The sequence below is a fragment of the Arthrobacter woluwensis genome (assembly GCF_030816155.1).
Taxonomy (GTDB): Bacteria; Actinomycetota; Actinomycetes; order Actinomycetales; family Micrococcaceae; genus Arthrobacter_E; species Arthrobacter_E woluwensis_A.
The window spans coordinates 2,374,521-2,398,511 of sequence record NZ_JAUSXR010000001.1; the positions used below are offsets into that span (position 1 = coordinate 2,374,521).

The window sequence follows — 23,991 nt, forward strand, 5'->3', positions numbered from 1 at the left end:
CGTCCAGCCGGCCACGGCTCACCCCGGATACGACGACGGCGTGCCGACCATCGGTGGTCGGCACGCCGTCGTCGTGTTGGCAGCTCGGCTCAGGTCGCCTCGGTGTCGAAAGGCGCGCTTTCGCCTTCGGCCAGTCGCGGGATCTCCCGCTCCGGCATGGCGGTCGCGACGGCGGCCGCACCCACGGCGGCCGCACCCACGGCGGCCGACGCCGCGGCCGGGGCGTCCGGTTCCAGCAGCGCTTCGCGGATGATGCGGCGCGGATCGTACTGACGGGGGTCGTACTTGCGCCAGTCGACCTCGTCGATGTCGATGCCGACCTCGTCCTTGATCTGCTCCCGTGCGCCGGAAGCCATCTTCCGGACGCCACGGACCAGATTCATCAGGCCCTGAGTGTATTCGGGCAGACGCTTGGGGCCGATCACCAGAATGCCGATGATCAGCAGGATCAGGAATTCTGGCCCATTAATACCGAATATCACGTTGGAAAGACTACCCTCTCCCCCGCCTCCCGGACGATCCCGGACGTGGGGCCGATCTTCAGTGACACGGAGCGGATCCGGTCAGTGGATTCCCGCCACACGAGGGAGCTTGAGCTGGGGCCGTCCGGTGGCCGTGCGACGCGGATCGCGGTCCGCCAGAGCGGTCCGGAGAAGCGCACGCCCACGGTGGATCCGGGAGCGCACGGTGCCGAGCTTGATGCCGAGTGCGGTGGCGACCTCATCGTAGGAGAAACCCTCGATGTCGCACAGGATCACGGCCGTGCGGAATTCGATCGGCAGCTTGTCCAGCGCCGCCTGGATGTCGGAATCCAGGTTGTTGAATTCGAAGCTGCGTTCCGGGCTGGTCTCGTTGCCGGGAATCCGCTGATCGGCGTCCTCGGGCAGTCCGTCGAAGCGGATGCGGGCCTTGCGGCGCACCTGGTCCAGGAAGAGGTTGGTGGTGATGCGGTGGAGCCAGCCGTCCAGCGTGCCGGGCTTGAACTTGTCCAGGGACTTGAAGGCCCGGACGAAGACCTCCTGCGTGAGGTCCTCGGCGTCGTGGCGGTTGCCCGTGAGACGGAAGGCGAGTCGGAAGACCTTGGCGGAGTGGTTGGTGACCACTTCCTCCCAGCTGGGGCGCTTCCATTCCTCCAGCGGCGTTTCCACCTGGCCGGAGTCCTCGACTGCCACCGCGGTGGCAGGATTGTCAGCCATGTTCAGCATGTCCTGCTCCCTTCCGATCCATCCCCCGATGGCGGGTATGCGCCATACCGAGCCCCGGCTTCAATCGCCAGCACTTTGACCGTTATCATGTCAAGGTTCCCTGTGAAATATCTGGGGAGCTTCTTCCGAATTCATCTTTTCCGCAGAGGGCGAACCACATGAGCACCGACAAATCCACCAGCTGGTCCTTCACCGAAGGCCTGCCGGAGGAAGACCAGGTGCTCCTCAGGGCACGGGAACGTGCTTTCGACCTGGGGGTTCCCGCGGTCTCGGCGGGCACCGGCATGGCCCTCTCGGTCCTCGCCGCCACGGCGAAGGCCCGGACCGCCGTGGAGATCGGCACCGGCGCGGGCGTCTCCGGCGTCTATCTGTTGCGCGGGCTCTCCCCGCAGGCGGTGCTGACCTCGATCGATCACGATGTGGAGCACCTCCGTGCGGCCCGTGTGGCCTTCGCCGAAGCCGGCGTCCCCGCCAACCGCACCCGCACCATCTCCGGCCGCGCTCAGGACGTCCTGCCGCGCCTCACCGATTCCGCCTACGATCTCGTCTTCATCGACGCCGACAAGGCTCAGGCGCCCGTCTACGTCACCCAGGCGCTCCGCCTGCTCAAGCCCGGCGGCGTCCTCCTGCTCAACGATGCCCTCGACCGCGACCGCGTGAGCAACCCTGCGAACCGCGACCAGACCACCGTCGCCCTGCGCCAGCTCATCAAGAGCCTGCGCGAGGACGAGGGCGTGCTGGCGACCGTGTTCACCGCCGGCGACGGCCTCCTCGCCGCGGTCAAGCGCTGAGTCCGCGGAACTCTCAAACCGCTCAGCCTTAAATGCCGCAGCGCGGCCGCTTTCCAGCAGCCGCGCTCCGTGTGCCTTCAGCTCTGCGTCACGCCCTCCAGGCAGCCCTTGAGCTCAGCGGCCTCCGCGGCGTTGAGCTCCACCACCAGGCGGCCTCCGCCTTCCAGCGGGACCCGCATGATGAGACTGCGTCCTTCTTTGGTCACTTCCATGGGTCCGTCCCCGGTCCGGGGCTTCATGGCGGCCATAGGAGATTCTCCTTGTGTTCGTCGAGTGCGTCCAGCCTATTATCCCCTGAGTCGCGCGTCACAGGCTAATCGATGGACCAACCCGGACACGGGCGGGGCCCCAGGTCACGGCGGATAGTCTCCCCCGCCCGGCAGCTGGGCCCAGGCCCAGAGCCAGACGATCCACACGATCTGGAGCAGGGAGAACATCAGGACGACCGTCCAGCGGTACGCCCTCGAACGCGAGACGAATGCCGTCGCGAGGGCCAGCGGGAAGAGCGGCAGCAGCATCCGGAAGGTGCTGGTCTGCGGGTGCAGGAAGGCCAGCAGGTACCCGAAGTAGCAGGCACACCACAGGCGGAGTTCGACGCCGATCGCCCGGACCGCCGGAGCCTTCAGCAGAGCCCACGCCAGCCCGCCCACGAACACTACGAGGGCGATCGGGCCGAGTCCCGGTCCGAGAAGCCCGACGGCCATGTCCCACCACGGCTTGAACGGCACCAGGTCGGTCCCCCGCCAGACGGTCTCGGTGCGGGTGTAGGCCTGGGGGTCGCCGGTCTTCAGCCAGGCGAGCGCCGGCCAGGTGAGGGCGGCCGCGCAGGCCGCCACGGTCAGCGCCGCGTGGCGCAGCAGCGAGCCGAGCTCCTCCGGGGCCGGCCGGCGTCGTGCGCGCAAGAGCTCCCACAGGCGGTGGACCAGCAGCAGCCCCACGAGCGCGCCGAAAGGCACGCCGGTGGGACGGGAGAGCGCCGCGAGGATGACGAACGGGATCGCGGTCAGGTAGCGCTTCCGCACGAGCGCCAGGAGCGAGGCGGCCAGCAGCAGGAGGTTCAGCGATTCCGCATACGGCACCTGCAGAATCCCGGCGACGGGGAACACGGCCACGAAGGCGGCGCCCCAGAAGGCCGTGCGATGCGAGGCGAAGCAGAGGAACAAGCGGAAGATCACCAGCACGGCGCACAGCCCGGCCACCATGGCGATCGCCGTCAGGGATGCCAGGACCGGCACCCCGAGGACGCCCGTGAGCGCCTTCCCCAACAGCGGGAACAGGGGGTAGAAGGCCCAGGCGTTCTCCTGGACGTTGCCGAGCGCGTCGACCGGGAGCTGCGACGGGTATCCCTGTTCGGCGGCCGTCTGATACCAGCGGCCGTCCCAGATGGTGATGAAGTCCCAGTACCCGGGACTCGCCGGCATCCAGGGATTCATGCCCTGTTTGAACGCGGCGCCGGAGAAGACGAAGAAGCTGAAGACCCTGGCCGCCACGTAGACCGCGCTGAGCTGCGCCCACCAGGGCCAGCCCCGCGGCGACGTGATCATGTCCCGGGCGCGCGGCGCCGGCTCTCCCACGCCCCGGCGGAGCTCCTCGGAGACCGGCTCACTCATGCGGCTGGTCATCGCCGGCGGGCCCGACGACGGCGCCGCCCGCCGTCAGCTCCGCGATCCGGCCACGCAGCCGGCTCAGTTCGCTCTGCTGGACGGCGAGCTGATCCCGCAGGCGATCAAGGACCTCGTCGACCTGGTCCATCCGGTACCCGCGCAGGCCGAGCGAGAACCGCAGCCGGTCCACATCCGCGGGCGTGGGGCGTTCCGGGAGCAGCACGGCCGGCAGGTTCGCCGCCGGCTCCTCGAAACCGTCCTCCAGATCGGGGGCTGTCACGGATCGTCCTCCCACCTTGATCCTGCGCAGCAGCGGCGTGGCCATGACGAAGGCCGCGCCGAGCACCACGATCGCGAGAAAAAACCAGGAGGAAACTCATGCCTCCATGGTGCCAGAAAGCCCCGCCCCGGCCGACAACCGACCGGGGCGGGGCTCGCGGGGCGGAACCCTACTCGGGGCGCTCGTCCGAGGTGCCCGGGTGGACGTCGTGGAGCACCCGGCGCACGGCGTCGTCGGGGTCGTCCACCAGCTGGATCAGGTCCAGGTCCTGAGGGGACACCATGCCCTCGGCCACGAGCGTCCCCTTGATCCACTCGAGCATGGGCGTCCAGTAGTCCACGCCCACCAGCACGATCGGGAAGGAGGTCACCTTGTGGGTCTGGACCAGGACCATGGCCTCGAACAGCTCATCGAGCGTCCCCAGACCACCCGGCAGCACCACGAAGCCCTGGGCGTACTTCACGAACATGGTCTTGCGGGCGAAGAAGTACCGGAAGTTGACGCCGAGGTCCACCCACTCGTTCATGCCCTGCTCGAACGGCAGCTCGATGCCGAGGCCCACCGAGACCCCGCCGCCCTCGACGGCGCCCTTGTTGGCGGCCTCCATCGAGCCGGGCCCGCCGCCAGTGATCACCGCGACGCCGCTCTCGGCGAGCTTGCGGCCGATCTGCACGCCGAGTTCGTAGTACCGGGAACCGGGTTTGGTGCGGGCCGAACCGAACACGCTGATGGCCGGTCCGAGCTCCGCCAGGGCGCCGAAGCCCTCAACGAACTCGCTCTGGATCCGCATGACGCGCCACGGGTCGGAGTGGACGAAGGCGCCCGGCGTGCCGCTGTCCAGCAGGCGGTGGTCCGCCATTTCGATGCCGGCCTGCCCGCGCCGCAGTTCCACGGGGCCGCGACGCCGGGGTTCGTTGTGCCGGGGGGAAGTGAAGTGCGTGCTCATGGTCTTAGGCTAACGGGATCAGCCCAGCTCAGCGTGGATCACAATCCGGCAGAGATTGTGCGCTTGAGTTCACATTGCCCAAAAGATGTGACTAAGGTCATGGCATGACCGCACATGAGGAAGGGGAGGCCCTCGTCTCCCTCAAGGGCGTTAACAAGCACTACGGCGCATTGCACGTTCTGCAGGACATCAATCTGCAGGTGAAGCGCGGCGAGGTGGTGGTGATCATCGGACCGTCCGGGTCCGGGAAATCCACGCTGTGCCGGACCATCAACCGCTTGGAGACCATCGACGACGGTGTCATCACCATCGACGGCAAGGAGCTCCCGGCGGAAGGCAAGCAGCTCGCGAATCTGCGCGCTGATGTCGGCATGGTGTTCCAGTCCTTCAACCTCTTCGCGCACAAGTCCATCCTGGACAACGTGACGCTGGGCCCCATCAAGGTCAAGAAGCAGGACAAGGCCACCGCCGAGCGCGATGCGAGCGCACTTCTGGAACGGGTGGGGGTGGGCAAGCAGGCCCCGAAACTCCCCGCCCAGCTTTCGGGAGGCCAGCAGCAGCGCGTGGCGATCGCCCGTGCTCTGGCCATGAAGCCCAAGGTCATGCTGTTCGACGAACCCACCAGCGCTCTGGACCCCGAGATGATCAACGAGGTCCTGGACGTCATGGTCCAGCTGGCCAAGGAGGGGATGACCATGATCGTGGTGACTCACGAGATGGGCTTCGCCCGCAAGGCCGCGGACCGGGTGGTGTTCATGGCCGATGGGCAGATCGTGGAGGATTCCGAGCCCGAGGCGTTCTTCACGAATCCTCAGAGCTCCCGTGCCAAGGACTTCCTGTCCAAGCTGCTCACCCACTGACCCCACCCACCACTGACGCTGTCGGCATGTGATGGCTCAGTGACCGATTTCTACTCGATTGCTCAGTACCGAGCCACGCACCCGGCTCATCTCCATCTCCCCGGTCTGCCGACCGGACACGGAAAGGGAACGACAACCATGAGGAAGCTTTTCACCGGCCGCACCGCGGCCCTGGGCGCCGCAGCCGCGGCACTCGCCCTGACGCTCTCCGCCTGTGGCGGCTCGAGCGGCGGTTCCCCGAGCGACGGCGCCGCAGGCGGCGGTGACGCTCCGTACACCGTCGCCAAGGACGTCTCCCTGACGGGCAGCCCGACCTTCGACAAGATCAAGTCCAATGACAAGATCCGCATCGGCGTCAAGCAGGACCAGCCCGGACTCGGCTACAAGGACGCAGCCACCGGCGAGTTCAGCGGCTTCGATGTGGAGATCGCCAAGTGGATCGCCGCTTCGCTCGGCTACGACAAGAGCAAGATCGAGTTCAAGCCGATCCCCTCCGCCAACCGCGAGTCCGCGATCCAGAACGGTGACATCGACTACTACGTCGGCACCTACTCCATCACCGACAAGCGCAAGAAGCAGATCGACTTCGCCGGACCGTACTTCATCACGGGTCAGGGCCTGCTGGTGAAGTCGGACAACACCAGCATCAAGAGCGAGAAGGATCTCGGCGGCAAGAAGGTCTGCTCCGCCACCGGTTCCACTCCGATCCAGAACATCAAGGAGAACTTCAAGACCGCCGTCCCGGTCGAGTTCGAGAACTACTCGCAGTGTGTCGACGCCCTGAAGAGCGGCTCCGTTGACGCGGTCACCACTGACCAGGCCATCCTCCTGGGCTACGCCTCGCAGGATCCCGACAAGGCCCTCAAGGTGGTCGGCGAGCCGTTCACCACCGAGAAGTACGGCGTCGGCATGGCCAAGGGCGACGCCGCGCTGCGTCACTTCGTGAACAAGCTGTTCACGGATGGCAAGGACACCTGGACGAAGATCTACGACTCGACCCTCGGCAGCACCGGCACCAAGGTGCAGCAGCCGCCGGTGGATGACTACAAGTGACATCCCTCGTGGGGCGGGGAACCGCCCCACGAGCCGTCCCTGTCCCTGCGAGCGAAAGCGATCTGAGACGTGAACACGCTGCTCGACAACCTCGACCTCTTCACTGAGGGCTTCAAGAACACCATCATCCTGTTCTTCTTCTCGGCCATCTTCGCCTTGATCATCGGCTCGGTGGTCGGCGCCATGCGCGTCTCCCCCGTTCCGGCGGCCCGGGCGGTCGGCACGGTGTACGTCAACCTGGTCCGCAACACCCCGCTGACCCTGATCCTGTTCTTCTTCGCTCTGGGCTATCCGAAGCTCGGCCTGCCGCAGATCAGCTTCATGGTGGCGGCGATCATCGGCCTCAGCCTGTACACCGCCACGTACATCGCGGAGACCATCCGGTCCGGCATCAACACCGTGCCGGTCGGTCAGGCTGAAGCGGCCCGCGCCATCGGTCTGGACTTCGGACAGACCCTGAGCCTGGTGGTCCTGCCCCAGGCCGTGCGCGCGGTGATCCCCCCGCTGTTCAGCGTGCTGATCGCGCTGCTGAAGAACACGACGGTGGCCGCGGGCTTCTCGGTCATGGAGGCCGGCGCCATCCGGGCCAACCTGTCCGAACGCGGTGAACCCGCCATGGTCGGTCTCCTGTGGGTGGCCCTGGGCTTCATCATCCTGGTCGCTCTGCTCTCCCTGCTCCAGCGGCACTTTGAGAAGAAGTGGAAGGTGGCACGATGACCTCGGTACTCTTCGACGCACCCGGCCCCAAGGCCAAAGCCCGCTATCTCGTGGGCGGCGTGGTCACGCTTCTGGTGGTGCTGGGCGTCATCGCCTTCGTCGTCATCCGCTTGATCGACTCCGGGCAGTTCACCGCGGCCAAGTGGAAGATCTTCACCTTCCCCCTGGTGCAGCAGACGATCCTCCAGGCCGTCGGCGCCACGCTCTCGGCGTTCGCCCTGGCCGCGGTGCTCAGCATCGTGCTGGGCATACTGCTCATGGTCGGCAAGCTGTCCGATCATCGCTGGGTCTCCGTGCCCTGCTTCTGGTTCGTGGAGCTGTTCCGGGCCGTGCCGCTGCTGATCCTCATGATGATGATCTACTACGGTCTGCCGACCATCGGCGTGCACGGCGTGACGCCCTTCGCGGCCGTGGTCGGCGGCCTCACCCTGTACAACGGCTCGGTGCTGGCGGAGGCCTTCCGCGCCGGCATCGAGTCGCTGCCGAAGGGCCAGAAGGAGGCCGGTCTGGCGATCGGCCTGCGGAAGAGCCAGGTCATGAGCCTGATCCTCTTCCCCCAGGCGTTCCGCGCCATGCTTCCCCTGGTCCTGGCACAGCTCGTCGTGATCCTGAAGGACACGGCGCTGGGCTTCATCGTCACCTACAACGAGATCCTGTTCCAGGCGAAGTACTTCGGCTCGCAGGCGCTCTACGGCTCGCCGATCATCCCGGCCGCCATGGTGGCCGCGGTGATCTACATCGGCCTGTGCCTCATCCTGTCCGGCATCGCCAAGCTGGTCGAGATCCGGTTGCGGAAGGGCCGTAAGGGCAAGGTTCTGGACGCCAACCCGGCTCCGGGATCCACGCTGGAAGGCGGCAGCGCCGGCGCCTGACGCCGGCATCCGCGTACGCGAGAGGCCGTGACCCCTGGGGTCACGGCCTCTCTGCTGTTCCGCAGGACTCTGTTGTTCCGCCGGACTCAGTCCGAGAGCCAGGCGGTGAGCGCCGCGAGGCACGTCCGCACGGCCTGAGCGTCCACGCGCTCGTCGTCCTTGTGAGCCAGCAGCGCATCCCCCGGTCCGAAGTTCACGGCGGGGATGCCGAGTTCGGAGAAGCGCGCGACGTCGGTCCAGCCGTACTTGGGCTTCGGCTCGCCACCGACCGCGGCCACGAAGCTCGCGGCCGCCGGGTGGTTGAGGCCGGGCCGGGCGCCCGGTGCGGCATCCGTCCGCACCACATCGAAGCCCTCCATGAGCTGCTTGACGTGCAGCTCGGCGTCGTCCGCGGTCTTGTCCGGGGCGAAGCGGTAGTTGATCTCCACCACGCAGCGGTCCGGGATGACGTTGCCGGCGGTGCCTCCGTGGATGAGCACCGCGTTCAGGCTCTCGCGGTAGTCCAGCCCGTCCACCGCGACGGTGCGGGGCTGGTACGCGGCGAGCCGGGTCAGCACCGGGGCCACCGCGTGGATGGCGTTCTCCCCCATCCATGCGCGGGCCGAATGCGCGGCCACGCCGCGGGTCGTCACCTCGAAGCGGCTCGTGCCGTTGCAGCCGCCCTCCACCACGCCGTTGGTGGGTTCGAGCAGGATCGCGAAGTCACCCGTCAGCAGCTCGGGGTGGTTCTTCACGAGCCGGCCCAGACCGCTCTTGGAGGCTTCGACCTCTTCGTGGTCGTAGAAGACGAAGGTGACATCGCGCTGCGGGACCAGTTCGCCTCGGCCGATCGCGGCGGCGAGAGCCAGCTGCACTGCCACGCCGCCCTTCATGTCGACGGCGCCGCGCCCGTGGAGCACTCCCTCACCCGGAGTGCCGTCCCAGCTGCTGGGCACCGTGCCGCGGGAGCCCTCGGTACCCGGCAGGGGCACGGTGTCCAGGTGACCGGCGAGGATGACGCGTTCGGCGTGGCCCGCCGTCGTGCGCGCGACGATCGAATCGCCGTCGCGCGTCACCTCGAAGAAGTCCAGGGCCCGCAGGGCCTGCTCCACCGCGTCGGCGATGGCGGTCTCCTGATCGGAGACGCTGTTGATGTCGATCAGTGCGGCGGTGAGGAGCGAAACGTCCTGCTGAAGGTCCAGAGCGGTCATTTTTTCACTCTACCGTCACGCGGAGCCGCTGCTTTTGAGGCCGCACGACGCGCCGATAAACTGCTCGCATGACTTCCGCAGCCCCTGAGAACGCTTCCGCCCAGAGCCGCACCGCCCACGGTTTCGGCATCGCCACCATCGCCGTCCGCGGCGAGGACGCCACCGTCCTGGACGTCTGGTTCCCGGCTCCCGCCCTCGGTGAGGCCGCCGAGTCCCTGCGCTCCGTGGAGAACGCCCCGCAGGACCTGATCGAGGCGGCTGCCGCCGGGGACGACGCCGACCGCGGCACCCAGCAGCAGGTGGTCTTCGCGCAGATCGACCTGGACGAGGCCCCCGCGGACACCGCCGACGCCTACCTGCGCCTGCACCTGCTCTCCCACCGCCTCGTGGCCCCGAACACCATCAATCTGGAGGGCCTCTTCGGCAAGCTCGCCAATGTCGTGTGGACCAACTTCGGCCCGGCGCTGCCCGAGGGCTTCGAAAGCGTTCGCGCCAAGCTGCGCAAGCGCGGCAACGTCACGGTCTACGGCGTGGACAAGTTCCCGCGCATGGTCGACTACGTGGTCCCCACGGGCGTGCGGATCGCCGACGCCGACCGCGTCCGCCTGGGCGCGCACCTCGCCGAGGGCACCACGGTCATGCACGAGGGCTTCGTGAACTTCAACGCGGGCACCCTCGGCACCTCCATGGTGGAGGGCCGCATCTCGGCCGGCGTCGTGGCCGGCAACGGGACCGACGTCGGCGGCGGAGCCTCCATCATGGGCACCCTCTCCGGCGGCGGCAAGGAACGCGTCGCCCTGGGCGAGCGGGTCCTGCTGGGCGCCAACTCCGGTGTGGGCATCAGCATCGGCGACGACTCGGTGGTCGAGGCCGGCCTGTACGTCACGGCCGGGACCCGGGTCCGCCTCCACGGGCCGAAGGACGCCGACGGCGAGGAGCAGCAGCAGATCGTCAAGGCCGTGGAACTCTCCGGCGTCCCGAACCTGCTCTTCCGCCGCAACTCCAGCACGGGTGAGGTCGAGGTCCTGCCGCGCAAGGGCCAGACGGTGGAACTGAACGAGGCGCTGCACGCCAACTAGTCAGGAACGCCATTTACCATGGAGGGGGCGGGGCCACAGGCTCCGCCCCCTCTCCTGTCCCCCAACGGAAGCTCCTCGTGTCACGACGTCGCCACCTCAGGCTCTGGATCACGCTCGTCCTCCTCGCCAGCCTTGTGGCCGGAGGCATCTGGGTCGCCGTCCAGCTGACCCACTCGATCAGCGCCGACGGACCCGAACTGTGCACCACCGAGACGTCCGGGCAGAAGTTCCAGCTCACCCCCGAGCAGTCCGTCTACGCTTCGCTGATCTCCGCCGTCGGCGTCAGCCGCGAGCTCCCTCCGCGCGCCTCCTCCATCGCGATCGCCACGGCCATCCAGGAGTCGAACCTGCGGAACCTCAACTACGGCGACGCGGCCGGCCCGGATTCCCGCGGACTGTTCCAGCAGCGGCCTTCCCAGGGCTGGGGCACCGAGGCCCAGATCATGGATCCGTACTACTCCACCGCCACGTTCTACAAGGCCCTGGTGAAGGTGCCGAACTACCAGTCGATCCCGTTGACCGAGGCCGCCCAGACCGTTCAGCGCTCCGCTTTCCCCGAGGCCTACGCGGATCATGAGAGCGAAGGCCGCGCGTTCGCCTCCTCCCTGACCGGGCAGTCCCCCGCGTCCTTCAGCTGCAGCCTGGCCCCCGCGTCCGGCGCCGGTGATCCCCAGGCCGTGCGGAAGGAACTGGCGAAGGCCTTCCCGCACCTCGGACTCGACGGCTCCGGCCGCGAGGTCCGGGTGGACGTCTCCGGGACAGCGGGCTGGGCCGTGGCTCACTGGGCCGTGGCTCATGCCAAGGCGTTCGGGATCGACCGGGTGGACTACGACACGCAGACCTGGCTGCGGGAGAACCGGGACGGTTGGCGGTCCACGCATGCGCTCAGCCACCAGGTGGTCATCACCCTCGCCTCCGGGCCTGGCGCCTGACCCGAGCCCTGGCACGGGCTCCCCGCAATCCTCAAACCGGCGCAGTCCTCAAACCGATGCAGTCCTCAGACCAGCAACTCCACGATCGGCTCCAGATAGCTGCGCAGCAGCAACGGGTCCTGCGTGAGGTGGTGGCTGAGCAGCACCAGATCGGGCGCCGAGTACCAGGCCCGCGGCTCGGCGAACGGCAGCACCACGACGTTCAGGCTGAACGTCCTCGCCCGGCGTCGCACGGCTTTCTCCCGGGCTTTCACCACGGCTTCCACCTCGGCCTCGAGGACCCCGGAATGCCGCGCCTGATGCTGGGTGTGCTCGCGGACCCTCGCCTCCGCCCAGCTGTACGCCGCGCCGCGGTGCGCGCTGGCCACCCGGTGGAGCGCCGGGGACCCGACGAACTGTGCGGTCTCCAGGATGGCGGGCGACTGGGTGTGGCTGTGATGGGTCCGGAGGAGATGCTCCCACCAGGCCTCCCACTCGATCCGGAGGGCGTCGCGACCGCCCACTTCCGAGATCAGGTGGTGGTGCTCACTGCCGTGCACGCGCGGTTCGATGGGCGCCAGGGTGGGGATCCCGGCGTCGTGCATCCCCGAACTGTCCCGGAGATACAGGGCGACAAGCAACGGGAATGAGGTGCCCACGGTGATGTGCCATGGTGCAGGCTCGTCCGCCCCGGACCCTCCGGAGCCGATGGGTTCATCGACGCTCATGCAGACCTCCTGGCCCTGCCGACACCGCGGCATACGGCCCCGGCTCTCAGTGTAGATCCGCGGCCCGGCAGTGTTAATGGGCTGGGGGCTTAAACCTCGGGAGACTCCAGGCTCGCCAGATGGGCCACCAGGACGCTCCGGCACATGGACGCGTCCAGCCACTGGGTGTGCACGAGGCCGTGGAGGGACAGCCCGTCCAGCAGCGACATGAGGCGTTCCGCCTCCACCACCAGATCCTCCAGCCTCCCGTCCGGCCGGAACGCCTGGATGACCTGCCCGACGACGGCGGCCGACGCCCGGTAGCCGCGCTCGGCCTCCGCCTGCAGCCCGGCGTTCCCGCGGGAGGCCAGGCGGAACTCCGTCCTGGCGCTGCATTCGGCCGCGCTGTTCCCGTCGAGGGGCAGGAACTCCGCGAGAAGCAGGAGTGAGGCTTCCGTCAGGGCCTCCCGGTCCCCGGCTTCGACGGCCGCGTGCACGGCGGGGAGGCGGGCGCTCAGGCGCTCCTCCAACCGGTCGTGAGCCGTGGCGAAGGCGTGCTCCAGAAGCTCGGCGCTGTCCTTGAAGTAGTGCCGGACTGAACCGACCACGAGGGACGCCTCCGCGGCGACCTCCCGGAGTGACACGCGGGCCAGGCCATCGGTGGCGATGATCCGGAAGACCGCATCGGCCACATCGGCTCTTCGGGCTACTGCATTCACGACTTTCGGCACCCTTAGTTTGTAGCACACCTGCGCTTCTTCTGCGCGCTGCGATACGGTGATGCCATGACGATTTTGGTTACCGGCGGTTCCGGCTACATCGGTTCGCACACCGTCCTGGCGCTCCAGGAGGCCGGGCATGACGTGGTGGTGATGGACAATCTGTCCAATTCGAGCGAGGAGTCGCTGCGCCGGGTGGCGCAGCTCAGCGGCAAGCCGGTCCCCTTCCACCAGGTGGATCTCACCGACCCGGAAGGCCTGGACCGGCTGTTCTCCGCCTACGACTTCACCGCGGTGATCCACTTCGCGGGCCTGAAGGCCGTGGGCGAATCCGCGAGCATCCCGCTCGAGTACTACTACCGGAACGTGGCCGGCACCATCAATCTCCTCCGCGCCATGGACGCCCACGACGTGCGCAGCATCGTGTTCAGCTCGTCCGCCACGGTGTACGGGGAGCACAACCCCATCCCGTACATCGAGAAGATGGAGATCGGCGCGAGCAACCCCTACGGCCGCACCAAGGAGCAGATCGAGGACATCCTCAGTGATCTCAGCGCCGCAGACGAGCGCTGGTCCGTGGCACTCCTGCGCTACTTCAACCCGGTCGGCGCCCACCCCTCGGGCCTCATCGGCGAGGACCCGCAGGGCATCCCGAACAACCTGGTGCCGTACATCGCCCAGGTCGCGGTGGGCCGCCGCGAGAAGCTCATGGTGTTCGGCGGGGACTATGACACTCCGGACGGGACCTGCCTGCGGGACTACATCCACGTCGTGGACCTCGCCGAGGGCCACCTCGCCGCGCTGAACCACATCGCTTCCCGCACCGGCACCTTCCGCTGGAACCTGGGCTCCGGGCGGGGATCCAGCGTCCTGGAAGTGCTCCAGTCGTTCGAGCAGGCCGTCGGGCGCCGGCTCCCCTACGAGATCACCGGCCGCCGCCAGGGCGACCTCCCCGCCTTCTGGGCCGACCCCTCCTCCGCCCTGGCCGATCTCGGCTGGTCCACCACCCGGTCCCTCGACGAGATGTGCGAGGACCACTGGCGCTGGCAGAAGAACAACCCCCACGGCTACGCGTCCTGACGGCGGAGCCTCCAGCGCTTCAACGACGACGGCGGCCGCTCACCGGAAAGGTGAGCGGCCGCCGTCGTCGTTGCTGCGGAGATCAGACCGCCGGGTAGTTGCGCTCCGGGTAGCCCGTGTAGAGCTGGCGCGGGCGGCCGATCTTGGTGGCGGGATCGTTGATCATCTCGCGCCACTGGGCGATCCAGCCCGGCAGACGGCCGATGGCGAAGAGCACGGTGAACATCTTCTCGGGGAATCCCATGGCCTTGTAGATCAGGCCGGTGTAGAAGTCCACGTTCGGGTAGAGCTTGCGCTGGATGAAGTAGTCATCCGCCAGGGCCTTCTCCTCCAGGCGCATCGCGATGTCCAGCAGTTCGTCGTTGCCGCCGAGCTTGCCGAGGACCTCGTGAGCAGTCGCCTTGATGATCTTGGCGCGCGGGTCGTAGTTCTTGTACACGCGGTGGCCGAAGCCCATGAGCCGGACGCCGTCCTCCTTGTTCTTCACCTTCTCCATGTAGTCCTCCGGCTTGATGCCGTCGGCCTGGATCTGGCGGAGCATCTTCAGCACGGCCTCGTTGGCGCCGCCGTGGGCAGGGCCGAAGAGGGCGTTGATGCCGGCGGAGACGGACGCGAAGAGGTTGGCGTTGGCCGAGCCCACGAGGCGCACCGTGGAGGTGGAGCAGTTCTGCTCGTGGTCCGCGTGCAGGATGAGCAGCAGGTCCAGGGCCTTCACGATCGTGGGGTCCATGTCGTACTGCTCCACCGGAAGGCCGAAGGACAGGCGCAGGAAGTTCTCCACCAGATTCATCGAGTTGTCCGGGTACAGCATCGGCTGCCCGATCGACTTCTTGTGGGCGTACGCCGCGATGACCGGGACCTTGGCCAGGAGGCGGATCGTGGACAGCTCCACCTGCTCCTGGTTGAAGGGGTCCAGGGAGTCCTGGTAGAAGGTGGACAGCGCGGAGACTGCGGAGGAGAGCACCGGCATCGGGTGGGCATCACGCGGGAACCCTCCGAAGAAGCCCTTCAGGTCCTCGTGCAGCAGGGTGTGACGGCGGATCTTCTGGTCGAACTCTTCGAGCTCGGTGGGGGTCGGCAGTTCGCCGTAGATCAGGAGGTAGGAGACCTCGAGGAAGCTGGAGTGCTGCGCCAGCTGCTCGATCGGGTACCCGCGGTAGCGGAGGATCCCGGCGTCGCCGTCGATGTAGGTGATGGCGGACGTGGTGGCCGCCGTGTTCATGAACCCGGGGTCGTAGGTGACGGCGCCCGTGGCCTTCAGGAGCTTGGAGACGTCATACCCGTCGTTGCCTTCCACCGCGGCGATACGGGGAAGTTGCAGCTCGCCGTTTTCATGGCGGAGCGTTGCGCTCTTGTGCTCAGTCATGGAGTCTCCTTCATGGGGGCGTCGCCCCGGTAGAACTCGTGATCCAGTGGCTTCAGCGGCTGCGGGTTGGCCGTATCCGACAAAGCCAGGGCGGATTTCCCGGAGGAATCGCCAGGTTTCCAGTAACAAACTACAACCACCGGCAAGCGCTACCCTAATCGACAGCTTCTTCCCAGCAAGGCTTGCGCGGCACCTCGCGGCGGAGTAGGTGTGCGACGCCGGGGCTCAGGCGAGCAGGCGTTCGACCGCGGCGTCCACGCGCTCGTCCGTGGCCGTGAGCGCGATCCGGACGAAGCCTTCGCCGCGCCGCCCGTAGAAGACGCCGGGGCCGCACACGATGCCGCGCTCGGCCAGGCGGTCCACCGTGGTCCAGGTGTCCTCGCCCGCGGTGCTCCACAGGTACAGTCCGGCCTCGGAGTGCTGGATGTCCAGGCCGAAGTGCCGGAGGGCGGGCAGGAGACGCTCGCGGCGGCCACGGTAGAGGTCCTTCTGCGCCTGCACGTGGGCATCGTCCCCCAGCGCGATCCGCAGCGCGGACTGCACGGGCGCCGGGACGATCATCCCGGCGTGCTTGCGGGCGTTGACTTGGTTGGCGATCAGGGCGGGGTCACCGGCCGCGAACGACGCGCGGTACCCGGCCAGATTGGACTGCTTGCTCAGGGAGTAGACGGCGAGCAGACCGGACACGTCTCCCCCGCTGACCCTCTCGTCCAGCACGCTGGGGACGGCCTCGCCGCCTCGCTGCGCATCCCAGGCGTCCCAGCCCAGTTCGGCGTAGCACTCGTCGGAGGCGACCACGGCGCCCTGTGCCCGCGCCTGGTCCACCACCTTCTTGAGCCGTTCGGCCGTGCGGACCTCGCCGGTGGGGTTGCCCGGGGAGTTCAGCCAGACCAGTCGCACCTTGGCGCGTGTGGCGGCGTCCAGCTCGTCGAGGTCATCGGCGGCGATCGGGGTGGCGCCCACCAGCTGGGCGCCGATGTCATACGTGGGGTAGGCGACGCTCGGCCGCACCACGACATCGCCGGGCTTCAGACCCAGGAAGAACGGCAGCCAGGCGACCATCTCCTTGGACCCAACGGTGGGCAGCACGGCGTCGGGATTCAGCCCTGCGACGTTCCGGCGGCGTTCGAACCAGTCGACCACGGCTTCGCGGAGCGCCGGGGTGCCGTGCACCGTGGGATACCCGTGAGCGTCGGCCGCGGCCGCGAGAGCGTCCTGGATGAAGGCCGGCGTCGGATCCACGGGAGTGCCGATGGACAGGTCCACCACACCGCCCGGGTGCTGCGCCGCCTTGGCACGGTAAGGCGCCAGGGCCTCCCAGGGGTACTCAGGAAGACTCAGACCGAAGTTCTCGGAGGGAAACGCCATCGTCGCGGAACTCAGTCCTGGTTCTGCGGAGGGAGGGCCGAGATGAAGGGGTGGTCCGTGCCCGTGTTGCCGACCTTGGCGGCGCCGCCGGGCGAACCGAGGTCGACGAAGAACTCGACGTTGGCCTTGTAGTACTCGCTCCACTCGTCGGGGACGTCATCCTCGTAGTAGATGGCCTCGACGGGGCAGACCGGCTCGCAGGCGCCACAGTCGACGCACTCGTCCGGGTGGATGTAGAGGGAACGCTCGCCTTCGTAGATACAGTCGACCGGGCATTCCTCAATGCAGGCCTTGTCCTTCACGTCCACGCAAGGCTGCGCGATTACGTACGTCACGTTCCCATATTCCTTCCGATAACGGTGCCCGTGTCCCGCAGGCGTTCCTCCGTTGGACTCCACTGTATTACCCCGGAGGTCACTTCACCGAAGAGGATGACGCCGCTCTACGATGGAGGCGTGTCGTTCTCCACCCTTCGCGGCGTTCCCCTGCTGCTCAGCGCCCCCTTGGGCACCCGGGTGGTCGTGCGTTTCCGGCTCGACGACGGCGCCCTCAGCGACGCTCTTGGCGAGCTGACCGCGCGGGACGGCGCCGCCGTCGTGAGTCCGCGGGTCGTCATCACGGGCAGGACCGGCGAGATCAGCATCCCGCTGGACCGCGTGACCCTGGCCAAGCCCGTCCCAGCGCCGCCGGCGCGCCGTGCGCCGCGATTCTGACGCTGGTCCCGGACGGCATCCGGGGTCGCCGGCCTGGGCCGTCAGCCCAACAGGATCCTGAGGAAGAAGAACGATCCGATCAGGAAGACCCCGGCGAACACCATGGTGCAGCCGAGCATGGCCTTGCTCGTCTTCTCGATCACATAGGACTCACTGGGTTTCTGCGGGTTGACGCAGATCTCGAGGGCGCTGCCCAACGGGTACGGCGTCGGTCCGCCCCGCAGGCCACGCCCCTGGAGCACCCGGCCTTCGGGGCCCTGGTACTGGTAGATCGGGAAGTACCGCACCCGGCCGTCCGTGCCATCGCCGACTCCGGGACCCAGCTTGTGGCCGACCACCACGGCCTGCACGTGCGGCCACTCGCGCATGCCGCGCTCCCGCCGTCGTAAAGCGAACATCTGGACCACGGAGACGACCACCATCAGGACGACGAAGGCTCCCCAGATGCTCCAGGCGATGATCTGAACGGTGGACATGGGCAGTTCCTCTCTTCACCGGATCCGTGGCTCACGCCGGGACCCCTTTCCGTCCGGATGGGCAGGTCTCCCCATCCACCTGACATGCGCGGGCCGGTCGGTCCCGGTAGCGTGGCTCACAGTACACGCACCGTCCAGAACACGACCGGCAGAAAAGGCACCATGAAGAAGACCTCCATCTGGCCCGCAATGGCGCTCGTCCCCCTGCTCGCGGCGTGCGCACCGACCATTCCGCTCCCCGCTCCGGCCTCAAGCCAGCCGAGCGAGGCCGCCACCACGCCGGTGGACGAATCCTCGCCTTCCGACAGCGCCGGGAGCCCCTCCGCGAGCACCGGCGCCCTGAGCCTGAAGGAAGGCTGCGAGAAATTCAACGCCCTGGATGAGAAGCTCGCCGGTCTGCAGCCGACGGACAAGAAGGGGCTTCTCGATCTCTGGGACGAATTCGATCAGGCCTCCGACGCCGTTCCCTACGATCTGCAGGGACTGTACAAGTCCATGAGCATCGTGGTGCTGGCGTACCAGGGCAAGGCCGCCGGTGAGGGCGACGGCCCCAGCAAGCAGGACAAGGACCTCGTGTCGCAGCACTTCCTGCGCGCCTCCGGGCTCTGCACCCCGGAGGGCGTCACGCTCACCCTCAAGGTGCTCTGACCGGCCCTTCCGAACGTTACGACGCCGGCGGAAGCACCGTCACGGCGCCGACGATCTCGCGCAGGAGTTCCGTGCGCGGCTCCACCGACTCGTCGAACACCGGCCACACCGTCACGAGGCCGAGGAACGACCCGTTCTGCACCATCCCGACGCAGGAGACGATCCGCGGCGCCTCCTCGTCGCCCGCGGGCAGCTTGAGCATGACGACGTAGGCTGCCTTCCCGTCGCCGTTCAACGCGCCCTCGGTGAGCTGCGAGGCATTCATCTCGGTCAGGTAGTAGTCACCTTGACGGTGCGCCCACAGATTGGCGCCGGCGACGTCGACGGGGATGTTCCGGTCCTGGTACAGGGTGACCAGGACGTTTCCGGGAAGGCCGTACTGCTCGGTCAGCGGCCCGCCCGTGGACTCGTCCAGCGTGAGGGTGTGCTCGGGGAACTCGGCCCGGAAGCCGAGCGGGGAGTCGATGTTCACGGTCATGATGCGATTCTCCTTGAGGACTGACTACTCGGAAACAGCCTATCGGCGCAGCTCACCAGCCACCTGACCCCGTCTGGTCCTTGCCGTTCACCACGTCCAGCCGGCCGTCGTTGGGCACTTTGTAGTAGGTGACCACGTTCTGGGTGACCTTGGCCTCGGTGCTGACCTTGGCCTCCACCACCTTGGCGTCCACCTTGAACTCGTTCTTGTTCGTGACCACCTCGTTGACCTGGACCGTGGCGGAGCCCGCGTCGTAGAGCCTGGAGAGGTCCCCTGCCACCCCTGCGGTGTCGTTCGACGCCGCATGCTGCAGGTACTGCTGGATCAGTTGCTGGTTCTCCTGGGTGTAGGGGATGTCGATCTTGACCGACCCCTGGGTCCCGGTGGTGGTCGTGGAGCTCGCGGACAGCCCGTTGTCCGCGCCCTTGACGGAGTCCTTCACACCTTGTGCCACGGTGCCCTCGACGGCCACGGAGACCGACTTGATGTTGTGGTCCTTGTCCCAGTTGACCGTCAGGCCGCCTTTGCCGTCTGCCTCGAAGCGCCGGCCGTCCAGATCGAGGTTGCCCTTGGCGGAGAACTCGCCGGAACCCTTGGAGGTGCCGTCCGAGAGATTGTGCTCGTACGCCAGATCGAGCTTCGCGCTTCCGGAGGCGCTTCCGGCCTTGCCTTCGGCCTCGAGCGAGAGCGAGCCCTTCAGACGGTCCACATGGCTCGAGGCGCCGTTCTTGTCCGCGGCGTTGTCGATCGTGTCCAGCACGTACTTCGGGGCGTTCGTGGTGGCGTCCACGGCCTTGTCGAAGCTGTCCGGCGGCAGATCCGTGACCATCTGGGTGCGGGCCTTCATCGCCTCCTCCAGGGAGGCGAACTTGTACTCGCGGGACATCTCGCCGTTGAGCGTGGCGCCCAGTTCACCCGTGGGGTTGTTGGCGCCGATGCCGAGCTTCCCGGAGACCCTGAGGGTGGCGGAACCGTCGGCGTTCTGCACGACCTCCGCGCTCACACCCACGCCTCCGTGCACCCAGGCCACCCGGAGGTTGGCGTCGGCCTTGAGGGATTCCTTGTAGACCGGGATGGTGCGCTTGGCCTCGTCCTGCAGGAACTTCCGGGCCTGCTCCTGCGCGGAGTCGGGCACGCCGCCGTCGAGCTTCATGATGAGCGCCGCGGTGGCCGGATTGCTCAGGAGGTACTTCTTGTCCTCGTCGGACAGGGCGTTCCACCAGGCCGCCTGCTGCGCCGGCGTCGCGTGGGAGATGTCCTCCAGGGATTTCGTCAGTTCCTCGGGGGACGTCTTCTGGACTCCGCCCGGGCCGCCACCGGTTCCGGCGCCTGAGGAGTTGGAAGCGTCTTCCTGCTCCTTCGCCTGGGCGGTGAGCGTCTTCGCGTTCTGGCTCAAGGCGTTGATGGCCTTCTCCAGCATCGGCTGGTACTCACTGCTCCAGCTCTGCAGGAACCGGCGCGCGTCCTGGCCCTTCCACGGCGAGTTCATGATCTCGGCCTGGAGATTCCTGGTCCGGGATTTCAGCAGTTCCGCCGATTTGTCCATGGCGCTGGACAGTTCCCGGAGTCTGGCGACATCCGCTCCGTAAAGGCCCATCAGTTCGTTCCTCCCCGCGCCGGGCATCCCCTGGCCACCGTATTGATCCAGTCGACAGCCTTTCACGACAAAGGCGCCGTGCGCCATGGGGATAACTCCCCATGGCGCACGGCGCCCAGGTCAGGCGGGAATCAGGAACGCGCGCGGGCCCTGGCGGCCTTCAGGCGCTCGTTGGAGTCCAGGATCACCTTGCGGATGCGGATGTCCTCGGGGGTGATCTCCACGCACTCGTCCTCGCGGGCGAATTCGAGGGATTCCTCCAGGGTCAGCTCGCGCGGCGGCGTGAGGTTCTCGAAGGAGTCCGAGGAAGCCGCACGCATGTTGGTGAGCTTCTTCTCCTTGGTGATGTTGACGTCCATGTCATCGGCGCGGGAGTTCTCGCCGACGATCATGCCCTCGTACACCTCGGAGGTGGGCTTCACGAAGAAGGAGCCACGCTCCTGCAGGTTGATCATGGCGAACGGCGTCACCACACCGGCGCGGTCGGCCACCATGGAACCGTTGGTGCGGTACTCGATCGGGCCGGCCCACGGCTCGTAGCCCTCGGCGATGGAGGAGGCGATGCCGGCGCCACGGGTGTCCGTGAGGAACTTGGTGCGGAAACCGATCAGGCCACGGGCCGGAACGATGAACTCCATGCGGCACCAGCCGGTGCCGTGGTTGGCCATGTTGGTCATGCGGCCCTTGCGGGCGGCCATGAGCTGCGTGACGGCGCCGAGGAACTCCTCCGGCACGTCGATGGTCATGTGCTCCATCGGCTCGTGGACCTTGCCGTCGATGGTCTTGGTGACCACCTGCGGCTTGCCCACGGTCAGCTCGAAGCCCTCACGGCGCATCTGCTCCACGAGGATGGCCAGCGCGAGCTCGCCACGGCCCTGGACCTCCCAAGCGTCGGGACGCTCGGTCGGCAGGACGCGGAGGGAGACGTTACCGATCAGTTCCTTGTCCAGGCGGTCCTTGACCTGACGGGCCGTCACCTTGGCGCCCTTGACCTTGCCGGCCAGCGGGGAGGTGTTGATACCGATGGTCATGGAGATCGCGGGGTCGTCCACCTTGATGAGCGGCAGCGGCTGCGGGTTCTCCAGATCGGTCAGGGTCTCACCGATGGTGATGTCCTCGATACCGGCGACGGCGACGATCTCACCCGGGCCGGCGGACTCGGCCGGAACGCGCTCCAGTGCCTTGGTGGCCAGGAGCTCGGTGATCTTGACGGTCTTGAGGGTGCCGTCCTGACGGGCCCAGGCGACCTGCTGACCCTTGCGGAGGGTGCCGTTATAGATGCGGAGCAGCGCCAGACGGCCCAGGGAACGGGGAGGCGTCCAGGTTGGTCACGTGGGCCTGCAGCACGCCGTCCGGGTTGTAGGTCGGCGCCGGGATGTGATCGATGATCGTCTTGAAGAGCGGCTCCAGGTCCTCGTTCTCCGGAGCGGTGCCGTCGGCCGGCTGCTCGGTGGAGGCACGCCCCACCTTGGCGGCGGCGTAGACCACGGGGACCTCGAGGACCTTGTCCAGGTCCAGGTCCGGAACCTCGTCGGCCAGGTCGGAGGCCAGGCCCAGGAGGAGGTCCATGGACTCGTGGACGACCTCTTCGATACGGGCATCGGGACGGTCGGTCTTGTTGACCAGGAGGATGACCGGCTTGTGCGCGGCCAGCGCCTTGCGGAGCACGAAGCGGGTCTGGGGCAGCGGGCCCTCGGACGCGTCCACGAGCAGCACGACGCCGTCGACCATGGACAGACCGCGCTCCACCTCGCCACCGAAGTCGGCGTGGCCGGGGGTGTCGATCACGTTGATGGTGATGGTCTCGCCGTTGGAGGCGGGACCGTTGTAAGCCACCGTGGTGTTCTTGGCCAGGATGGTGATGCCCTTTTCACGTTCAAGGTCACCAGAGTCCATGACGCGGTCCTCGACCTCGCCGTGGGAGGCGAAGGAGTTCGTCTGACGGAGCATGGCGTCCACGAGCGTGGTCTTGCCATGGTCAACGTGGGCGACGATTGCGACATTGCGCAGATCAGAACGCGAGGCAGTGTTTTCGGACATGCGGTTTTCGACTCGTTTCAACGACGACAAGACAGTGAATTCCGTGCCCGCGGATCACTTGTCCAGCGACGGGGCACAAAGCAGGGGGAGGACACCACAGCCCTTCCACGACAATTCTACCGGTTGGAGCAAGGGCTCTGGGACCAGCCGGGAATCCCGCGGCGGGACGGGCCTCGGGCCGCCCCCTTCCGTGCCCCGGACCGGCACTGGCGCGTCCTCCGACGTCAGGGGCGCCATGCCCTCTCGCGCGGGGTTCCAGGTCGTGATCATTTCGATACGCCCACCGACTGGTCAAACCCCTTCCACGGGCCCCACACTGAGTGAGAGCCCCCTCGTCTAAGGAATCCCGTGAACATCGCCTTCCGTCGCGTCGCACTCTCCGCGGCCGTGCTCGCCCTCGTGGCGGGCTCCGTCGTCGTCAGCGAGAAGGCCCCCCTCTCCCCCGCTCACAGGTCCCCCGGTCAGATGGCCGCGGGCGGAGTCGGCGCAGGGCGCGGGACCGCCGTCGTCGCCCTGACCGGGCCGGACGGCGTGCGGAAAGGCACCGCGCTCCTCGTGGGCGACTCCCAGTCGGCCGGAGCCGCCGGTGTCCCCGGCGAGGACACCTGGCCGCGGCGCGGACTCGCCTCGCTCGGCTACTCGGTCACGTGGGTCGGGGCAGGCGGCACCGGGTACGCCGCGACCAGGCCTCGGTCCGGGAACTACCTTCAGTCGTACCGGCACGGCGCCTGGAAGCTCCCGCCGTTCGCGCCGGAGCTGATCGTGTTCCAGGGCGGCGGCAACGACGCCGGCCAGGGCAAGCAGCTCTCCGAGGTCTCGCAGAACGCCCGGCAGCTGGCGTATCTGATGCACCGTCGCTATCCCGGTTCCCGGCTCGTGATGGTGGGCGTGCTCTCCCGCTCGGCGAACGACGGCGGAGGGCGCCGCCTGGTGGTCGACTCGATGCTGGCGGGGGTCGCCGAGGAACTGCGGGCCCCGTTCGTGGATCCCGGCGGCTGGGTGTCCACGTATGGACTCCAGAACGACATGGCGGACGGAGTGCACCTGAAGGCGAGCGGCCATCAGCGCCTGACGCCGGTGTTCGCGGAGCACCTGGCCCGGGCGCTGGAAGGCCGTTGAGCGCCCCCGGTTGCTGAACTCTCCAGCCCGCTGAACGCCCCAGGCCGCTGACACGCGACCGCGGACCGGGACGGAACAGGGCGGGATGCGTACGACACCGCGGCCCTTCAACACCGAAGGCCGGAGCCCCACCGCATGCGGTGGGGCTCCGGCCTCTGCCGGTTTCCAGGTC

26 protein-coding genes and 1 pseudogene are annotated in these 23,991 nt (G+C 67.6%); 11 read left to right on the top strand and 16 right to left on the bottom strand.

Annotation, left to right across the window (positions count from 1 at the left end; genetic code table 11):
- Positions 1-89 precede the first annotated feature (89 nt).
- Together QFZ52_RS10785 and sigE are read right to left on the bottom strand one after the other, a co-directional pair.
- Entirely contained in the window at positions 90-479 is a 390-nt protein-coding gene (locus tag QFZ52_RS10785; RefSeq protein ID WP_307498706.1) for a twin-arginine translocase TatA/TatE family subunit, read from the bottom strand.
- Positions 480-563: 84 nt separating this feature from the next.
- A complete protein-coding gene (gene sigE / locus QFZ52_RS10790) occupies positions 564-1,205 on the bottom strand; it encodes an RNA polymerase sigma factor SigE (RefSeq protein WP_307497613.1) in 642 nt (213 codons plus the stop codon).
- A 158-nt stretch (positions 1,206-1,363) separates the two neighbouring features.
- Between sigE and QFZ52_RS10795 the strand changes: the two genes are divergently transcribed.
- Positions 1,364-1,996: an O-methyltransferase gene (locus QFZ52_RS10795; protein ID WP_307497614.1), complete on the top strand. Its 633-nt coding sequence runs from the start codon at positions 1,364-1,366 to the stop codon at positions 1,994-1,996.
- A gap of 77 nt (positions 1,997-2,073) precedes the next feature.
- Here QFZ52_RS10795 and QFZ52_RS10800 read toward each other — a convergent pair whose 3' ends face one another.
- From QFZ52_RS10800 to QFZ52_RS10815, 4 genes are all read right to left on the bottom strand, one after another.
- A complete protein-coding gene (locus tag QFZ52_RS10800) occupies positions 2,074-2,244 on the bottom strand; it encodes a DUF3117 domain-containing protein (RefSeq protein ID WP_307497615.1) in 171 nt (56 codons plus the stop codon).
- 105 nt (positions 2,245-2,349) lie between these two features.
- A complete protein-coding gene (locus tag QFZ52_RS10805; RefSeq protein ID WP_307498707.1) occupies positions 2,350-3,540 on the bottom strand; it encodes a hypothetical protein in 1,191 nt (396 codons plus the stop codon).
- 58 nt (positions 3,541-3,598) lie between these two features.
- Positions 3,599-3,949, bottom strand: coding sequence for a DivIVA domain-containing protein (locus tag QFZ52_RS10810; RefSeq protein ID WP_307497616.1), 351 nt, complete (start codon positions 3,947-3,949; stop codon positions 3,599-3,601).
- A 100-nt stretch (positions 3,950-4,049) separates the two neighbouring features.
- On the bottom strand, positions 4,050-4,826 hold the full coding sequence (locus tag QFZ52_RS10815) for an LOG family protein (RefSeq protein ID WP_307497618.1): 777 nt from the start codon (positions 4,824-4,826) through the stop codon (positions 4,050-4,052).
- A 104-nt stretch (positions 4,827-4,930) separates the two neighbouring features.
- On the opposite strand from QFZ52_RS10815, the gene QFZ52_RS10820 reads away from it, so the two are divergent.
- The 4 genes from QFZ52_RS10820 to QFZ52_RS10835 all read left to right on the top strand — a co-directional run bounded on the left by QFZ52_RS10820 (position 4,931) and on the right by QFZ52_RS10835 (position 8,328).
- Positions 4,931-5,686: an amino acid ABC transporter ATP-binding protein gene (locus QFZ52_RS10820; protein ID WP_208186400.1), complete on the top strand. Its 756-nt coding sequence runs from the start codon at positions 4,931-4,933 to the stop codon at positions 5,684-5,686.
- Between the two features lie 138 nt (positions 5,687-5,824).
- Positions 5,825-6,739: a glutamate ABC transporter substrate-binding protein gene (locus QFZ52_RS10825; protein ID WP_307497619.1), complete on the top strand. Its 915-nt coding sequence runs from the start codon at positions 5,825-5,827 to the stop codon at positions 6,737-6,739.
- Between the two features lie 69 nt (positions 6,740-6,808).
- The gene (locus QFZ52_RS10830; protein WP_307497620.1) at positions 6,809-7,456 is read left to right on the top strand and encodes an amino acid ABC transporter permease; all 648 of its coding nucleotides are present in this window, start codon (positions 6,809-6,811) and stop codon (positions 7,454-7,456) included.
- Positions 7,453-8,328 carry an amino acid ABC transporter permease gene (locus tag QFZ52_RS10835; protein ID WP_307497622.1) on the top strand — a complete coding sequence of 292 codons (876 nt, stop codon included), beginning with the start codon at positions 7,453-7,455 and terminating at the stop codon, positions 8,326-8,328. Before QFZ52_RS10830 ends, QFZ52_RS10835 begins: the two co-directional genes overlap by 4 nt.
- Before the next feature lie 86 nt (positions 8,329-8,414).
- Here the strand turns inward: QFZ52_RS10835 and dapE are convergent, their stop codons facing one another.
- Positions 8,415-9,518 carry a succinyl-diaminopimelate desuccinylase gene (gene dapE / locus QFZ52_RS10840; RefSeq protein WP_307497623.1) on the bottom strand — a complete coding sequence of 368 codons (1,104 nt, stop codon included), beginning with the start codon at positions 9,516-9,518 and terminating at the stop codon, positions 8,415-8,417.
- A 68-nt stretch (positions 9,519-9,586) separates the two neighbouring features.
- Between dapE and dapD the strand changes: the two genes are divergently transcribed.
- Both dapD and QFZ52_RS10850 read left to right on the top strand, forming a co-directional pair.
- On the top strand, positions 9,587-10,597 hold the full coding sequence (gene dapD / locus QFZ52_RS10845; protein ID WP_307497624.1) for a 2,3,4,5-tetrahydropyridine-2,6-dicarboxylate N-succinyltransferase: 1,011 nt from the start codon (positions 9,587-9,589) through the stop codon (positions 10,595-10,597).
- 77 nt (positions 10,598-10,674) lie between these two features.
- Positions 10,675-11,529 carry a hypothetical protein gene (locus QFZ52_RS10850; RefSeq protein ID WP_307497626.1) on the top strand — a complete coding sequence of 285 codons (855 nt, stop codon included), beginning with the start codon at positions 10,675-10,677 and terminating at the stop codon, positions 11,527-11,529.
- 65 nt (positions 11,530-11,594) lie between these two features.
- Here QFZ52_RS10850 and QFZ52_RS10855 read toward each other — a convergent pair whose 3' ends face one another.
- Both QFZ52_RS10855 and QFZ52_RS10860 read right to left on the bottom strand, forming a co-directional pair.
- Positions 11,595-12,236 carry a hypothetical protein gene (locus QFZ52_RS10855; RefSeq protein ID WP_307497627.1) on the bottom strand — a complete coding sequence of 214 codons (642 nt, stop codon included), beginning with the start codon at positions 12,234-12,236 and terminating at the stop codon, positions 11,595-11,597.
- A gap of 89 nt (positions 12,237-12,325) precedes the next feature.
- Positions 12,326-12,934, bottom strand: coding sequence for a TetR/AcrR family transcriptional regulator (locus tag QFZ52_RS10860; RefSeq protein ID WP_307497628.1), 609 nt, complete (start codon positions 12,932-12,934; stop codon positions 12,326-12,328).
- A gap of 66 nt (positions 12,935-13,000) precedes the next feature.
- On the opposite strand from QFZ52_RS10860, the gene galE reads away from it, so the two are divergent.
- Positions 13,001-14,014: a UDP-glucose 4-epimerase GalE gene (gene galE / locus QFZ52_RS10865; protein ID WP_307497629.1), complete on the top strand. Its 1,014-nt coding sequence runs from the start codon at positions 13,001-13,003 to the stop codon at positions 14,012-14,014.
- A gap of 82 nt (positions 14,015-14,096) precedes the next feature.
- Here the strand turns inward: galE and QFZ52_RS10870 are convergent, their stop codons facing one another.
- The 3 genes from QFZ52_RS10870 to fdxA form a co-directional block, all read right to left on the bottom strand.
- Positions 14,097-15,380, bottom strand: a complete 1,284-nt coding sequence (locus QFZ52_RS10870) for a citrate synthase (RefSeq protein ID WP_307497630.1) — start codon at positions 15,378-15,380, stop codon at positions 14,097-14,099.
- A 225-nt stretch (positions 15,381-15,605) separates the two neighbouring features.
- Positions 15,606-16,748: a succinyldiaminopimelate transaminase gene (gene dapC, locus QFZ52_RS10875; protein WP_307497631.1), complete on the bottom strand. Its 1,143-nt coding sequence runs from the start codon at positions 16,746-16,748 to the stop codon at positions 15,606-15,608.
- Between the two features lie 11 nt (positions 16,749-16,759).
- A complete protein-coding gene (gene fdxA / locus QFZ52_RS10880; RefSeq protein WP_066211251.1) occupies positions 16,760-17,083 on the bottom strand; it encodes a ferredoxin in 324 nt (107 codons plus the stop codon).
- 120 nt (positions 17,084-17,203) lie between these two features.
- On the opposite strand from fdxA, the gene QFZ52_RS10885 reads away from it, so the two are divergent.
- Entirely contained in the window at positions 17,204-17,461 is a 258-nt protein-coding gene (locus QFZ52_RS10885; RefSeq protein WP_307497632.1) for a putative acetyltransferase, read from the top strand.
- A gap of 41 nt (positions 17,462-17,502) precedes the next feature.
- On the opposite strand, the gene QFZ52_RS10890 is transcribed toward QFZ52_RS10885, so the two are convergent.
- Entirely contained in the window at positions 17,503-17,937 is a 435-nt protein-coding gene (locus QFZ52_RS10890; protein WP_307497633.1) for a DUF3592 domain-containing protein, read from the bottom strand.
- A gap of 162 nt (positions 17,938-18,099) precedes the next feature.
- Here QFZ52_RS10890 and QFZ52_RS10895 point away from each other — a divergent pair, with 162 nt between their 5' ends.
- Complete coding sequence (locus QFZ52_RS10895; RefSeq protein WP_307497634.1) at positions 18,100-18,585, top strand: hypothetical protein; 486 nt, start codon at positions 18,100-18,102, stop codon at positions 18,583-18,585.
- A 16-nt stretch (positions 18,586-18,601) separates the two neighbouring features.
- Here QFZ52_RS10895 and QFZ52_RS10900 read toward each other — a convergent pair whose 3' ends face one another.
- The 3 genes and pseudogenes from QFZ52_RS10900 to typA form a co-directional block, all read right to left on the bottom strand.
- A complete protein-coding gene (locus QFZ52_RS10900; protein WP_307497635.1) occupies positions 18,602-19,063 on the bottom strand; it encodes a hypothetical protein in 462 nt (153 codons plus the stop codon).
- 52 nt (positions 19,064-19,115) lie between these two features.
- Positions 19,116-20,660: a WXG100 family type VII secretion target gene (locus tag QFZ52_RS10905; RefSeq protein WP_307497636.1), complete on the bottom strand. Its 1,545-nt coding sequence runs from the start codon at positions 20,658-20,660 to the stop codon at positions 19,116-19,118.
- Positions 20,661-20,791: 131 nt separating this feature from the next.
- Positions 20,792-22,700: pseudogene (typA, locus tag QFZ52_RS10910) on the bottom strand (translational GTPase TypA).
- Between the two features lie 348 nt (positions 22,701-23,048).
- Here typA and QFZ52_RS10915 point away from each other — a divergent pair.
- The gene (locus QFZ52_RS10915; protein WP_307497638.1) at positions 23,049-23,819 is read left to right on the top strand and encodes an SGNH/GDSL hydrolase family protein; all 771 of its coding nucleotides are present in this window, start codon (positions 23,049-23,051) and stop codon (positions 23,817-23,819) included.
- The last annotated feature ends 172 nt before the right edge of the window (positions 23,820-23,991 follow it).